This window comes from Mycobacterium parmense (genome assembly GCF_010730575.1).
Lineage (GTDB): Bacteria > Actinomycetota > Actinomycetes > Mycobacteriales > Mycobacteriaceae > Mycobacterium > Mycobacterium parmense.
Map to the genome: position 1 here is coordinate 5,515,393 of NZ_AP022614.1, position 13,190 is coordinate 5,528,582.

Annotated in this window: 13 protein-coding genes and 1 pseudogene; 10 read left to right on the plus strand and 4 right to left on the minus strand. The window is 66.2% G+C overall.

Annotated features, from left to right (window positions below):
• Positions 1-13 precede the first annotated feature (13 nt).
• From G6N48_RS25590 to G6N48_RS28755, 4 genes and pseudogenes are all read left to right on the plus strand, one after another.
• Entirely contained in the window at positions 14-658 is a 645-nt protein-coding gene (locus tag G6N48_RS25590; protein WP_085270065.1) for a DUF998 domain-containing protein, read from the plus strand.
• 52 nt (positions 659-710) lie between these two features.
• Positions 711-1,298, plus strand: a complete 588-nt coding sequence (locus G6N48_RS25595) for a TetR/AcrR family transcriptional regulator (protein WP_085270064.1) — start codon at positions 711-713, stop codon at positions 1,296-1,298.
• A gap of 249 nt (positions 1,299-1,547) precedes the next feature.
• Positions 1,548-1,994 (plus strand): annotated as a pseudogene (locus tag G6N48_RS28505) (arsenate reductase/protein-tyrosine-phosphatase family protein); the annotation flags it as partial.
• A gap of 744 nt (positions 1,995-2,738) precedes the next feature.
• Entirely contained in the window at positions 2,739-3,275 is a 537-nt protein-coding gene (locus G6N48_RS28755; protein WP_085270062.1) for a PE family protein, read from the plus strand.
• 326 nt (positions 3,276-3,601) lie between these two features.
• Here G6N48_RS28755 and G6N48_RS25610 read toward each other — a convergent pair whose 3' ends face one another.
• Positions 3,602-4,588 (minus strand): coniferyl-alcohol dehydrogenase, encoded by a 987-nt coding sequence (locus G6N48_RS25610; RefSeq protein WP_232066702.1) that lies wholly within the window; start codon positions 4,586-4,588, stop codon positions 3,602-3,604.
• Between the two features lie 38 nt (positions 4,589-4,626).
• Here G6N48_RS25610 and G6N48_RS25615 point away from each other — a divergent pair, with 38 nt between their 5' ends.
• The 3 genes from G6N48_RS25615 to G6N48_RS25625 all read left to right on the plus strand — a co-directional run bounded on the left by G6N48_RS25615 (position 4,627) and on the right by G6N48_RS25625 (position 7,867).
• A complete protein-coding gene (locus G6N48_RS25615) occupies positions 4,627-6,159 on the plus strand; it encodes an aldehyde dehydrogenase family protein (RefSeq protein ID WP_232066703.1) in 1,533 nt (510 codons plus the stop codon).
• Between the two features lie 234 nt (positions 6,160-6,393).
• Positions 6,394-7,188, plus strand: a complete 795-nt coding sequence (locus G6N48_RS25620; protein WP_085270060.1) for an alpha/beta fold hydrolase — start codon at positions 6,394-6,396, stop codon at positions 7,186-7,188.
• A gap of 1 nt (position 7,189) precedes the next feature.
• A complete protein-coding gene (locus tag G6N48_RS25625; RefSeq protein ID WP_232066704.1) occupies positions 7,190-7,867 on the plus strand; it encodes a TetR/AcrR family transcriptional regulator in 678 nt (225 codons plus the stop codon).
• A gap of 12 nt (positions 7,868-7,879) precedes the next feature.
• On the opposite strand, the gene G6N48_RS25630 is transcribed toward G6N48_RS25625, so the two are convergent.
• Genes G6N48_RS25630 through G6N48_RS25640 form a run of 3 tightly spaced genes read right to left on the minus strand, consistent with a single transcriptional unit; the run spans position 7,880 to position 10,070 of the window.
• A complete protein-coding gene (locus tag G6N48_RS25630) occupies positions 7,880-9,091 on the minus strand; it encodes a CaiB/BaiF CoA transferase family protein (RefSeq protein ID WP_085270058.1) in 1,212 nt (403 codons plus the stop codon).
• Positions 9,092-9,126: 35 nt separating this feature from the next.
• Positions 9,127-9,888 (minus strand): SDR family oxidoreductase, encoded by a 762-nt coding sequence (locus tag G6N48_RS25635; RefSeq protein ID WP_169718441.1) that lies wholly within the window; start codon positions 9,886-9,888, stop codon positions 9,127-9,129.
• 8 nt (positions 9,889-9,896) lie between these two features.
• Positions 9,897-10,070, minus strand: a complete 174-nt coding sequence (locus G6N48_RS25640) for a hypothetical protein (RefSeq protein ID WP_163670753.1) — start codon at positions 10,068-10,070, stop codon at positions 9,897-9,899.
• Here G6N48_RS25640 and G6N48_RS25645 point away from each other — a divergent pair.
• From G6N48_RS25645 to G6N48_RS25655, 3 genes are read left to right on the plus strand one after another with little or no spacing between them, the layout of a single operon-like run.
• Positions 10,063-11,061, plus strand: a complete 999-nt coding sequence (locus G6N48_RS25645; protein WP_232066705.1) for a dihydrodipicolinate synthase family protein — start codon at positions 10,063-10,065, stop codon at positions 11,059-11,061. The genes G6N48_RS25640 and G6N48_RS25645 overlap by 8 nt on opposite strands.
• 14 nt (positions 11,062-11,075) lie before the next feature.
• On the plus strand, positions 11,076-12,194 hold the full coding sequence (locus G6N48_RS25650; RefSeq protein ID WP_085270055.1) for an acyl-CoA dehydrogenase family protein: 1,119 nt from the start codon (positions 11,076-11,078) through the stop codon (positions 12,192-12,194).
• On the plus strand, positions 12,191-13,186 hold the full coding sequence (locus G6N48_RS25655; RefSeq protein WP_232066706.1) for an acyl-CoA dehydrogenase family protein: 996 nt from the start codon (positions 12,191-12,193) through the stop codon (positions 13,184-13,186). Before G6N48_RS25650 ends, G6N48_RS25655 begins: the two co-directional genes overlap by 4 nt.
• Positions 13,187-13,190: the final 4 nt, after the last annotated feature.

The following is a 13,190-nucleotide window of genomic DNA, read 5'->3' on the forward strand; positions in this document are numbered from 1 at the left end:
CCGGCTTCTCGCGATGACCGTCCTGCCGCAGAACGCGAGGCGACGGTTCGTCAGGGGTGCCGTCGCGGCGTGGACCGTCGCGGGGCTGAGCTATCTGGTGCTCGAAGCCGTTGCGGCCGCGGCCTTCCCGGTGCATTACAGCTATTCCCACAACCTCGTCAGCGACCTCGGTGCCGCCCCAGGGGCGTGTCTGATCAACGCGGCGTTCTGTGTGCAGGGCACGTTGTTCCTCGCGGGTGCCGTGCTCGTCGTCCGGGGGCTGGCGGCCCGCGGCTCAACGGTTTTCGCGGCTTTCGCCGCCGCTGACGCCGTCGGCAACTATCTCGTCGCCGCGTTTCACAGCGCCCCTGCGGGGCAGACAGGCCAGACCGCCTGGCTGCATCAGACCGGTGCGTTGCTCGCGATAGTGGGCGGCAACCTGGCCGTGTTGTCCGGCTCTTCGGTCCTCGGCTGCGTCTGCGGGCGGTGCTACCGCGGCGTGTCCGTCGGTCTCGCTTCGCTCGGCTTGCTGGCCTTCGTGGTGTTCGCGACCGGATTGAAAACCGGCGCGGCGTGCGTTGTGCCGCTTGCGGTTTGGGAACGGTCGAGCATCTACTCGATCATCGGCTGGCAGGTGCTCACCGCCGGCTGCCTTGTTGTGCGGGATCGCCGCACATGACGCGGTGGTGTCAATAGCGGAGCTAGGGAGTGTAGCGATGCTATGGTTGCACATGCCCATCGAGGAGCGTCGCGCGCGCGAGCGAGCGGAGCGGCGTCGGCTGATCATCACCACGGCGCGGCGGCTGGCCGAGGCCGAGGGTTGGGAAGCCGTCACCACGCGTCGGCTGTCCGCCGAGATCGAGTACAGCCAGCCCGTCATCTATTCGCACTTCGCCAACATGGATCAGCTCGCGCAGGCCGTCGCCGTCGACGGATTCGCCGAACTCGCCGAGGCACTGCGCACCGCGCGCGCGGGCGCCGCGTCGAGCGCCGACGCGCTGACGCGGCTTGCGCGCGCCTACGTCGACTTCGCCCGGCACAAGCCGGCCCTCTACGACGTGATGTTCACCCGCTCGACCACTCTGCATTTCGCGGCGAAAGACACCCCGCCCGAGTTGGAGGCGGCGTTCGCCGAGCTACGCGGAGCCGTGGCAGCACATGCAGAACAGCGCGATGCCGACACACTGGCCGAGGTGTTCTGGTCAGCGCTGCACGGACTGATCACCCTGGCCCGCAATCACCGGCTGCGTCCCGACCACGACGCCGACCGCGTCGACCTTCTGATCGCTCAGTTCTGCACCCAGCCCGCCGGGCGCTGAACGATACCAGGTCGGCGATCCGGCCCCGCTCGGTCATTTCTGCTGCGCCACCCGGGGATTCGCGCCCGCCGTCACGGGGGACCACGGCAGGCGCCCGATGAGATCCTCCCGGCCATAATCGGGTGGCATAGCCTGTGGCTGTCTGTACGTGACCCGGACCCGTCGTCGCGCCGCGTCGCCTACATCCGCATCGATCTCAAGGAGCCGCGATGACCTCACCACCGCACTGCTCGGGAAGCGGTACGGACAGTGGGTAGCGCTCGGCTGCACGTCGCGTTCGTATGCAGTTTCAATCGCGCCCGGTCGGTGATGGCCGCGGCGATGTTCGCTGAGCAACTGCGGGAGCGTGGCCTGGGTGACCTGGTTCGGGTATCCAGCGCGGGCACTGTCGCGTGCGTGGGTGATCGCGCCGACGAGCAAGCTTGCTCGGTGCTGAGCCAGGCCGGTTACCCGGTGCCGGCGGACCATCGGGCCGCGCTGGTGGGTGCCGAGCACCTCGCAGCCGACCTGGTCGTCGCGTTGGGCCGCGAACACGTCGAGGTGTTGCAGGCAAGCGGAGTCGATGACGACCGGCTCGGGTGCGTCGACGTCCGCAACCCCATCTTCGGGGCTGATTTCGACGACGCCTTCGCAGCCATCGAGGCCGCGATGCCCGGGCTGCACGACTGGCTGGACGGGCGCCTGACCGCACCCGGCTTCGGCCGGCTGGAGACCGCCATCGGCTTTCGGTTTTGGACGGGGATCGCCGGGGATGTGCTGAGGTCGCCGTACCACTCGGACATTTCCTGGCCGACGAAGTGGACCGAGGCCAGATGCCGCCTCGACCCGGGGCACGCCCCGCCGGCGCCGGGGTGCGAGTGCGGCTGGTACGCCGATATCTCGGTCGAGGACCTGATCTCGCGTGCGCGCGGGTTCCCGGCAACGTCGCTACTGGCCTCCCAACTGGGGGTGGTGGATCCACCGTGGACCTACCTGGTCGTCGGCAAAGTCGTCTTGCACGACGTGTTGCCGTTCAAGCCGCCACCGACGATGAAGATCAGCCCCCGTGCCGAATACCGTGCGCGCGCGGGGGGGATTGTCGAGCTCGGCCTTTTGGACACAGACGGGGGACCGGAGGCCACGGCGTTCGGCCAGGAGTTGTCGGACAGGTACGACGTCGAGGTCCTCGACATCAGCGATCGCGACGAACTCGGCGAGTTCGCCACCGACATCGGCGGTTGACCCGCATACCCGGTGCGCGCACGGTCCGAGGTGTCAGTTGCGGGCGCCGAAGTGCGGCGCGCCAAACCCGCTGCTTCCCAGCCGCTTTCCGGAAATGGAACAGCAGATGACTGAAGAACCAACAACTGGCGAAGCTCACGGTACTTGTTGAGCCGTAATCGGGTTCGTGCGATGCTTTGCTGGCCGATGCGTCGATGGCGATCACCTGAGAGGGAAGAAATGTCGTTGATGTTTGCAGCCCCGGAGTCAATCACCACCGCGGCAGCGGATTTGGCTAACATCGGCTCGGCCGTCAGCGCAGCGCACATGGCCGCGGCGACCCCGACGACCGCGGTGATTCCCGCCGCCGCCGATGAGGTGTCGTCCGGCATCGCACAGCTGTTTTCCCAGCATGCCCAGGGCTACCAGGCGCTGGCAGGCCAGGCGGCGGCGTTTCAGGAGCAGTTCGTTCAGCACCTGACGTCCAGTGCGAGCGCCTACGTCAGTGCCGAGGCCGCTAACGCCGCCGCCCTGTTGCAACCCCTCACGGCGGGTGTGGGCTCGCTTGCCGCCGTACAGGATCAACTGGGTAATCTGATCGACGACGCATTCACTATCGCAGTGGCGCTCATTGCCGCGCCATTCGTTGCTGTGCTGTTGCTGCCGTTATTGGGAACGATCTTGGTGGGCCTCGTCGGTGTTCTGCTGTTCTGGGGCGTCGGATCCCTGTTCATCTATGGCCTGGCATTGCTGGCCAGCCTGATTCCCGGAATCTGATAAAGCGCCTCCATCTACCAAATTGGTCAATTTCCAGCGTCTTAGCCCAAACGATGAGCAGCGGCCCCTGATACGGCCGCGACTGCCGCAATGCCGATGAAGCCGCCTCCACCACAGCGCTGGCTTCGGACACGCACCCCGGCCGACGTATGGTCGGAGGAGTACAGAACGAACCGGGATGCGTTGTCAGCCAACGCTTTCACCGGGTCTTTAAGTGGTCGACTGTCGCGCGGCGCTCCGATGATCAGATGGGGACTTCCTGCGCCTGGGTGCCCTGGGTGCCCTGGGTGGCCTGGGTGGCCTGGGTGGCGACCCTCGTCGACTGATCAGGGAATTTCACGACCCGCCCCGGTGGTGTCCGGGGCAGCGAACATTTTGGTGAGGTCGAGCTGGCCGGACTGCACGGCGCCGAAGAACCCACCGTCGGTAACCAACGCTTCGCCGTTGATGTAGCTCGACCGGGGGCTGTTGAGGAAGATCAGCGGCCATGCCTGTTCCTCGGCGGTTGAGCGTCGCCGGATCGGGCCGACGAACGCATCGATGATGTCCTGCCCGGCGAACTCCACGAAGTGGGGCAGCATGGCAGTGTCCGTCGGTCCGGGGTTGATGCAGTTGAGGCGGATGCCGTCGGTGATCAGTGTCGCGGCCCGGGACGCGACCCAGGCGTTGATCGCCTTTTTCGAAAAGGGGTATGCGCCGACCGCTCCCATCTCGTCGTTGGCCTCGCACCATTGCTTGCCCTCGTCGAATCCGTCGGTGGACACCAATTCCATCAGCTGTTCCAGCTCCGTTTGCCACCCCATGGCGGCATTGGATGCGACCACGGCGATCGCACCGCCGGCGGGAATCTTGGGCACGACCAGGTTCACCAGATGCCGAGCCCCCACGAAATTGACCAGCAACACGTCGAGGCCGGAGAACGGCGGGCCTGGGAGGCCCGCGCAGCCGAAATAGCCGTGAACGGGCCCGTCGATGGACTCGGCTGCCCGCTCGATGGATGCGCGGTCGCGCAGGTCTACCTCGAGCGCCCGGTCGACGGATGCCTCGGTTGGCCGGACGTCGAGCGCGGTGACCCGGGCCCCCAGCTTGGTCAATATCGCCGCCGTCGCTGCGCCCATGCCGGACGCGGCACCGGTAACCACGACGTGGCGCCCCGCATAACCCAATACGTCTTCCATGCTTCCTCCGAGGTTGGTTCGCAGGAGATGTGGCCTGCTCGAAAGAAGATACATTAGGTGCTGCAGAAAAATATCACGTTCTCCTAAAATGGATAGGCTGCTACCGTCGTCTGACACGTAGCTGTGCCCGGGCATGCGGCGAGCAGCGAATTGGTGCGAATCGGAGGTAGTACGTGGTGAGTGAACGGTGGGATTACCACGAGATGTTCGTCGACGGCACCTGGACGCCGGACGACACTGTGGGGGTCATCGAAGTCATCGACCCCGCCACCGAAGAGGTCATCGGCTCGGTTCCCGATGCGGGCCTCAAGGCCACGCACGCGGCGATCGCGGCTGCCCGGCGGGCGTTCGACGACGGGCCCTGGCCACGGAAGTCGCCGCGGGAACGCGCCGTCGCGCTACGCCGATTCGCCGCGATCCTTGGTGAGCGCCACGATTTCCTCAAGAAGTTGGTGATGGCCGAATCGGGGTCGGTCGGCTTCCTCGCCGACATCATTCAGGTACGCGGCACCATCGACATCGCCGAATGGATTGCCGAGGCGATGGAACTCGCGGTGCGCTGGACCGAAGTATCTCCACCAGCCGGGGGTCCGACCGGGATGGCCGGACACGCGGTCGTCCGGGAACCGGTCGGTGTGGTGGCCGCGATCACTCCATTTAACTTCCCGTTCTTCCTCAACATCGTGAAGGTCCTGCCTGCTTTGGCGGCCGGCTGCACTGTGGTGCTCAAACCGCACCAGTGGACGCCCCTGGACGCCTTCGAGATCGCCAAAGCAGCTCAGGATGCCGACCTTCCGCCAGGCGTGCTCAACGTCATCGCGGGTGGCCCGGAGGTCGGCGGGGAGATGACCACTCACCCGCTGGTCGACATGGTCACCTTCACGGGCTCGACCGCGACCGGGCGGGCGATCATGGCGGCCGCTGCCCCTACGGTCAAGCGCCTGCAGCTCGAGCTCGGCGGCAAAAGCGCGTCGATTGTCTTGGACGACGTCCCCGAAGACCATGTCGCCAACATGGGCATCATCAGCTCGATGATCCACGCCGGGCAGGGCTGTGCCATCCAGACCAGGATGCTGCTGCCCGAGCACCTGCTCGACGCGTACGTCGAAGGAGCCAAGAAGTCGGCGTCGTCGCTCAAGGTCGGCGACCCACGGGAACCTGACACGCTGATCGGCCCGTTGATCCGGGAGCGGCAGCGCGCCCGAGTGGAGGCATACGTGCAGTCCGGCCTCGACGAGGGAGCCGAGCTGGTCTTCGGGGGCAAGCGTCCCGAGCACCTGGCCAAGGGGTTCTTTTACGAGCCGACGCTGTTCATCAACGCCCGCAATGACATGCGGATTGCTCAGGAGGAAATCTTCGGTCCGGTCCTCACCGTGATCACCTACAAGACCGAAGATGAAGCGATTCGCATCGCCAATGATTCGATCTACGGCCTCGGTGGCGGCGTCATCGCCGGCAATACCGCGCGAGGCTTCAATGTCGCCCGTCAGATCCGGGCCGGAAACGTCTCGGTCCAGACGGTGGGGTCGCCCACCGTCAACGCCGAGGCCCTGGGGACCTCGGGTCCTGGCTGGGCGGCCGATCAGCCCAACGGGGTGGGCATCACCGGTGTCTTCGGCGGATTCAAACAGAGCGGCGTCGGCAGGGAGTGGGGCCACCACGGCATCGAGGAGTTCACCGAACTCAAATCCATTGCGTGGAGTTGAGTGCGGTGCCTGTCACCAGTCCGCTGGGTGCGGATGGTTGGACTGACCATGTTAATCTCGCAAAGCAGCACGTTAGCGTTTCGCACCGGTAGAACATGATGGGCGCAATGCAAGAATTAAGTGGACGCAAGGCGAGGGCACGGGCAGGCGAATGAAGGCTCAACCGAGGTCATCTGTCTCCGATCGAACCCGTGGTCTGCCAACAACCGAGAACCATGTTGTTGCGGGGCGTGGATGACTGAGCAAGTGGGCGCGTCTCGCGCCTTCACCTATCGACACGACGGGTTGACGTTGGCATATACGGTGGTCGGCGACGGACCTCAGCCGATCTTGTTCGTCCATGGCGCGACCGCGACCGGTGAATTCGAGTGGGCTGCCCTGGCCTCCGCCCTGGGGCCGGGCTATCGCTGCGTCCTGCCGGATCTGCGGGGCCACGGCCGATCGGAGTTCCGGCCGTCGGCCACGACGGGGGACGCCGTCCGCTCGGACCTGCACTATCTCATCGAGCATCTGGACATGGGGCGCCCGCACATCGTGGGTTTCTCCTACGGCGCGGAGATCGCGCTGACGCTGGAATTGGACAAGCCGGGAACGGCCCGATCTCTGGTGCTTATCTCCCCTGGGACGGGACGTCCCAGCGACTATCGCGCTCCACGGCTCGAGCATCTGCACCGCACCTGGCCGTTCGCGCTACGACGCCTGCACGAGGCCACCCATGGTCCCGAGCACTGGCGCGACCTTGTCACCGCGCTGCACGAGGACAGTGTGTCGTGGCCGGAACTGACCGACGGCACGTTGGCCAGCGTCGCATGCCCGATTCTGTTGATGGCGGGCGAACGGGACGAACCTACGCGCCAACAACAGGGTCGGCGGTTCGCGCACGTCAATCCACGGGCACGGTTCGTCGAGATCGCGGGCGCGGCGCATTCGGCTCACCAGAAGTGCCCGGATAAGGTCAGGGGGGTCATCGCTGACTTCCTGACCGAAGTCGACCTTGAGAGAGCGGGGAGCCATGGCGCGGTCAACTGAGGTGCAGGCGAAGAAAAATCACCAGTCGGCGGAGCCGCACGTACCGAGCTGGCAGAAGGACAGTGTCGATCGGTCGCTGCGCAACGCCCGCGCGCGTGCCCAGGCCCGCAGCGACCGGTTCGTTTCTGCTGCGATAGAACTCCTTGGAGAGCGAGACGAAAGCGACTTCACTATCCAGGACGTTGTCGATAAATCGAACATGTCGCAGCGGACGTTCTACACCTTCTTCGACGGCAAAGACAGCCTGCTTTTGGCGGTATACGAGACGATTCTGCGGACCACGGCGATGCCGATGATGCGCGAGCGATGCGAAGGCATCACTGACCCCGTGTTGCGGCTGCGGACCCTGATGGAGGCGCTGTCCGAAATCACCGCGATGCCGGCCCGACTTGCGCGCGGCCTCAGTGTCCTGCATCTGCGGCTCGCCGAGTCGCGCCCCAATGACCTCGCTTACGCCCTGGAACCCCTGCACTCCTTCATCGTCGAATTGCTCGAGGCGGTTGCCGAGGCGGGCCTGCTCCGGGACGACGTCCCGCTAGCCACCCAGGCCGCGCTGCTTCAGGAACTGCTGCTGGCGACGTCGCACTCCGCGGTGTTGTCGGGTGGGCGATCGACCAGTGTCGATGACCTGTGGGCTTTTTGCTCGGCGGCCATCCTTCGCGCGCAACCCGACAGCTGAGGGTGCCAGTCCTCAGGTCACCGCACCACTGACCTTGAGGTCTATCAGTTCTTCGTCCGACTTGCCCAGAGCCCGCAGGATGTCGTCGGTGTGCTCGGCGAATTGTGGTGCCCGCGTGAGCTGTACCGGCTTCTCATCGAACTGGACTGGGCTGGCGACCAGTTCCCGCGGAGTGCCGTCGGTGTCGAGCACTTCGGCGATCAGTCCATTGGCCCGCAGCGCCGCGTCCTGGCCCACTTCCCACGGATCTTGCGCGATGGCCCACTGGCCTTCCATGCCGGCGAACCGGGCGACCCATTCGGCCAGCGGCCGCGCGGCAAGGACTTCCTGCACGATCTCGGCCGCCGCCGGCGTATTGCTCATCAGTGCCTCGGCGCTGGCGAATCGCTCGTCATCGATGAGGTCCTCGCGGTCGATGTGCCGACAGAACTCGGGCCAATAGCGCCCGGGTTGGAGCATGGCCAGCACGAGCCAGCGGTTATCGGCGGTTCGGTAATTGCCCACCAGTGGGTTCGTCGGCGCCGTGTTGCCGGGTGCGCGGGGCGCCGGTGGGCCGCCCTCGAGAAGCGCCAAACCCACGGAGAGGGCGCTGGCCCAAGCACCCACCCCGAGCAGGGAGACGTCGACCACCGACGTTTCACCGGTGCGTTCGCGCGCCAGGAGCGCCGCGGCGATGCCTCCGGCGATGGTCATGCCGCCGAGCGAGTCACCGTATGCGCCGGCAGGCATCTTGGGAAGGCCATCGAACTCCGCCGGCGTGGCCCCTACCGCGCCACCGGCCCGAGCCCAGAACGCGGTGCTGTCATAGCCGCCTTTCTCGCTGTCGGGGCCGCTGGCGCCGAAACCGGATCCGCGGACGTAGATGATGTCCGGGTTGATCTTGCGGACATCGTCGAGGTCGATGCCCAGCCGCCGGCGCGCAGCGGGCAGGAAGTTCGTCAGGAACACGTCGCTGGTGCGGATTAGTTCGTACAGGATCTGCAGCGCTTCGGGCTGCTCGAGCGCCAGGCCGATGCTGCGTTTGCCCCGATTGGGGTGTTCCATCAAGGGCGCGAAGGACCCGCTGCCGACCGCCATACCCATCACGGCGCTCAGGCCGCGCTGGGCGTCGCCCCGCTCGGCGTGCTCGACCTTGATGACGTCGGCGCCCCAGTCGGCCAAGACCGCGCCCGCGGAGGGGACGAAGGTGAACTGTGCGACCTCCAGCACCCGGAAGCCGTCCATCGGTCGGATCACCTTGTCTCCTTTGCGGTTTCAGTTCAGCTGCTTGCCGGGCGAACGTGGATGACGTCCATCATCAGTTCACGCGGCCGGGTGATGACGTCGTGTAGCACGTCGGCGACGGTGGCTGAGGTGAGGAGGTGGGTACCGCTCATCCGGGTGAGGTAGCCGTCGGCTTCCCACAGCGGCCAGGCCTTTTCGAGGTCGCCCGGGCCGAAATTCTCATGGATCCCCGTGTCTCCGACCGCGCCGAGAACGACCAGGGTCACCCGGATGCCGTCCCGGCGTAGCTCCTTGCTCATGGCCCCGGTGAAACCGTTGAGCCCACGTTTGGTGGCGGCGTAGAGGGTCATCATCGGCATGTCGTCGAGGGTGATCTCGGAGGAGATGTTCATGATGTCGCCGCCGCCGGCCGCGCGCAGCAGCGGAATGGCTGAACGCGTTGTGTAGATGGGTGCCACCAGGTTGGTATTGACCGTCACGGCGATGTCTTCGTCCCTGGCTTCTTCGATCAGCCGGATTCGGCTGGCCCCCGCGGAATTGATCAGGACGTCGACGCGGCCGAACTGCGTCGCGATCTGATCGAAGGCGGCTTGCACATCGTGGCTGTTGGTGATGTCGGTGACGATCGGGACGGCGGTGGGGCCGATGATCTCGACGACCTCGTCGAGAAGCAATTTGCGGCGGGCCAGCAACACCACTGTGGCGCCATCCCGGGCGAGGCGTATCGCGGTGGCCCGCCCGACGCCCATTGACGAGCCGGCGATCACGGCAACCCGGCCCTCCATGCTTCGCGACATCAGGCTCCTCAGTTTGCCGTTGGTTGTGCTATCGAATTGCGCGGATCATATTGCATCGGCAATGCACCTGTTCCTTGCAATGAATGCAGATATCGTTCTACCATGGCGCGTACGTGATAGTCATCACCTGGTCCGAGAAACTCGCGTCCGGCAACAATGCAGAAGGAGTCGGTAGTGGTCACAGGTGTCACCGGCAAAGAGGCGAAGGACTGGGCGTCTGAGCACCTGTGGGGCAACTGCAGCTCGCTGTACACCCCGTTCTGCGGTCTCGACGGCGACGAAATCGACTACGAGGCGCTACGAGGGTTGGTGCGGCACTGCCTGGTCGATCTGGACCAGGACGGTATCTGGGTGACCGGCGGCATCGCCGAGTTCTGGTCACTGACCACCGACGAACTCAAAGAGGTCGCCCGCGTCGCCATCGAGGAGGCCCGACGGATCAAACCCGGCGCGCTGGTGCAGGTGATGTCGAGCACCGACACGGCGAAGCAGGCCGTTGAGCTCACGCTGAACGCCCAGGAATTGGGCGCCGACATCTGCTACATCCTGACGCCCTATTTCGAGTGCTCCGGAAAGCCGGGTGTGCTCGAGTATCTGCGCTACGTCGCCGACCGCACCGACATGCCGCTGGGCTTCTTCAACTCCCACTCGACTGGGCTGATACTGACCCCCGAGGAATGCGTGGAGCTCTACCGCGAGATCCCTGCCCTGTGCGGGCTGAAGAACGGGTTGCTCGATGCGCAGCACAGCCTGGCAGTGCATGAGCTGGCCCCGGAAATGGTGATATGGGAGGCGGCCGACGAGGCCGGGATCCGCTTGGGGATACCCCATCCGGGGGCGCTTGGTTCGGCGCTCTACCTCTACGAGAAACCGGGCGCGCTGCTTTTCAGGGAATGGCGAGAACTGCTGGTGCAGGGCGATTTCGAGCGTGCCGACACCTTCGCCGCCGAGACCGGTTTGGCTGCCATGCGCGAGGCGAGCCGGCGCTACCAGTCCCATCCCGCGCGCCCCGGGATGTTCACGCACTGGGGAGCCGGATTCAAGTTCGGCGCTTCGTTGCTCGGACTGCCCATCGGCGATCATCCCTCCAGGCCCCCGCAGACCGCGTTCCCCGACGAGCTCAAGCCGCCGATCCGTCACGCCTATGTCACCTCTGGGTTCATCGAGTCCTGAGAACGGGAGTTGTTGTGGAGGTGCGTGAATTTCGCGGCGGGGTGCGGCGCTGGATCGACGAGGTCGGGGAGTCGCTGGTTCCTGCGCTAGAGGACCAGAGCGTCCAGGCCCAGCTGAATCACCAGCGCCGAGTGCAGAGGTTGTTGTTCGATGCCGGTTGGATGCGCTGGGGATGGCCGGCGCGGATCGGTGGCCTGGGGGGTTCGCCCCTCCTGCGCGCTGTCCTCGGTGAGGAGCTGATCAGCCGAGCGTTGGTACACACCACGTCGTGGTCGATGCACGAAGTGCTCGGGCCGGCGGTCGCCGAGTTCGGCCGGCCCGAACTCGTCGAGGACATCTTCCCGCGGCTGTTGCGCGGCGAGGAGTTCTGGTGTCAGGGGTTCTCCGAGCCCGACGCCGGTAGCGACCTGGGATCGATGCGCACGACTGCGCGTCCTCACGGTGACGGCTGGGTCATCAACGGCGAAAAACTGTGGACCAGCTGGGCTCACCACGCCACCCGGTGCGTCGTGCTGGCCCGCACCGGCGGCGCCGGGTCGCGCGGCATCAGCGCCTTTCTGGTGGATATGGACACACCGGGGGTGACTGCGAGCCCACTGGAAACGATGGCCGGCGTGGACGAATTCTGCTCGACGTCGTTCGTCGACGTCGAGGTTCCGGAGGGGCGCCTGCTCGGTGAGGTCGACGCCGGCTGGCGGGTCGCACAGTTCATCTTGTCCTGTGAACGTGGCCCCATCTTCTGGCAGCGCGGCGCCTGGCTCGCCCACCACCTCGGCCTGCTCTTGGACGCAGCGGGCGGCGGATCGTCCGCGGCGGCGCTCGGCGAGGCCTATCAACTGTTGTGGGCCTTTCGGGCCACCTCGAAGACCACGCAGGACCGCATCGCTGGGGGTGAGCTGCCCGGCGCCGAAGCCTCGGTGGACAAGATCATGATTGCCGCCGCCGATCAGGCCGTGTTCGATGTGGCGCGTGATCTGCTGGGGGGCGAAATAGAAACCGGTGACACCGCGCGCAGCCGCACGTGGCGCCGTGAGTGGGCCTACTCGCGTGCGGCCACCATCTACGGGGGCACCAGTGAGATTCAGAAAGACATCGTGGCGTCCCGGCTGCTCGGATTGCCGAGAAGCGCGTGACTGAAGCCCACACCATCGACGCCGCGGAGCGGACGCTGATGGCGGCGACGCTGCGCGGCCTGGCCGAAGAGCTCGATGGGGAGGAACTGGCGCAGGCACTCCGCGCGTTCGGGTTCGCCGACCTGTTGGCGGAGGCGCCTCGGGACGCGGTGTCGGCGCTGTTCACCGCGCTCGGTCGGGCCGGATCGATGTCGACGTCGCTGCAAGATGTCCTGCTGCAACCCATGGCCGAATACCTGCCGGCGGCGGCGACAGAATGCAACGTCGTCCTGCCGGGCATCGGAGCCGAACTTGCCGGCGAGTCCGACGGCGCGCTTGTGGCGGTGCGCGGCCTGGTCATCGGGGCGCGCCCGGTCCCGACGTACCTGGCGCCGGTCGCGATCCGCGGTGAGCTGGGCTGGATCGGCCTGCAGGAGTCCTCGGGGATCTCGACGCGACGCGTCGACGGTCTCGATCCGGCGTTGCCGATGACCGAAGTCACCGGCGTCGACGTGCCGCCCGATGTGATCCTGGCAGGCAAGCAGGCCGCTGTGGCCTGGGATGCGGTGGCGACGGCGGGCCGGCTGGCACTGGGATACCAGATCATCGGGGCAGTCGGGCGGATGATCGACCTTGCCGTCGACCATGCCTGCAGCCGAGTGCAATTCGGCCGGCCCATCGGCTCCTTTCAAGCGGTTCGCACTCGGCTGGCCGACGCACACGTCGCCCGCGAGGGCGCCGCCGCGGCCCTCGCATTGGCCTGGGACGCGGACGACGCCGTTTTGGCAGGCCTGCTGGCGAAATCGTTGGCCGGGCGTGCGGGCCGAATCGCCGCCTCCCAGTGCCAGCAGGTGCTGGCCGGCATCGGCTTCACAGCCGAGCACCCCTTCCACCGCTTCCTGGCCCGCGTGCTGGTGCTGGATTCGGTGCTGGGTTCGGCGAGCGAACTGCCCACGGTGATCGGTGCCCGGCTGATTTCGGCGGGGACGATCCCCCGGCTGGTCGACCTGTGACCGG

Coding starts and splice junctions, on each gene's coding strand:
- G6N48_RS25635 (WP_169718441.1), bottom strand. CDS start 9,888: ATGTCGCGAAGCATGGAGGGCCGGGTTGCCGTGATCGCCGGCTCGTCA.
- G6N48_RS25590 (WP_085270065.1), top strand. CDS start 14: ATGACCGTCCTGCCGCAGAACGCGAGGCGACGGTTCGTCAGGGGTGCC.
- G6N48_RS25610 (WP_232066702.1), bottom strand. CDS start 4,588: ATGCCCGGGCACAGCTACGTGTCAGACGACGGTAGCAGCCTATCCATT.
- G6N48_RS28755 (WP_085270062.1), top strand. CDS start 2,739: ATGTCGTTGATGTTTGCAGCCCCGGAGTCAATCACCACCGCGGCAGCG.
- G6N48_RS25595 (WP_085270064.1), top strand. CDS start 711: ATGCCCATCGAGGAGCGTCGCGCGCGCGAGCGAGCGGAGCGGCGTCGG.
- G6N48_RS25620 (WP_085270060.1), top strand. CDS start 6,394: ATGACTGAGCAAGTGGGCGCGTCTCGCGCCTTCACCTATCGACACGAC.
- G6N48_RS25630 (WP_085270058.1), bottom strand. CDS start 9,091: ATGGACGGCTTCCGGGTGCTGGAGGTCGCACAGTTCACCTTCGTCCCC.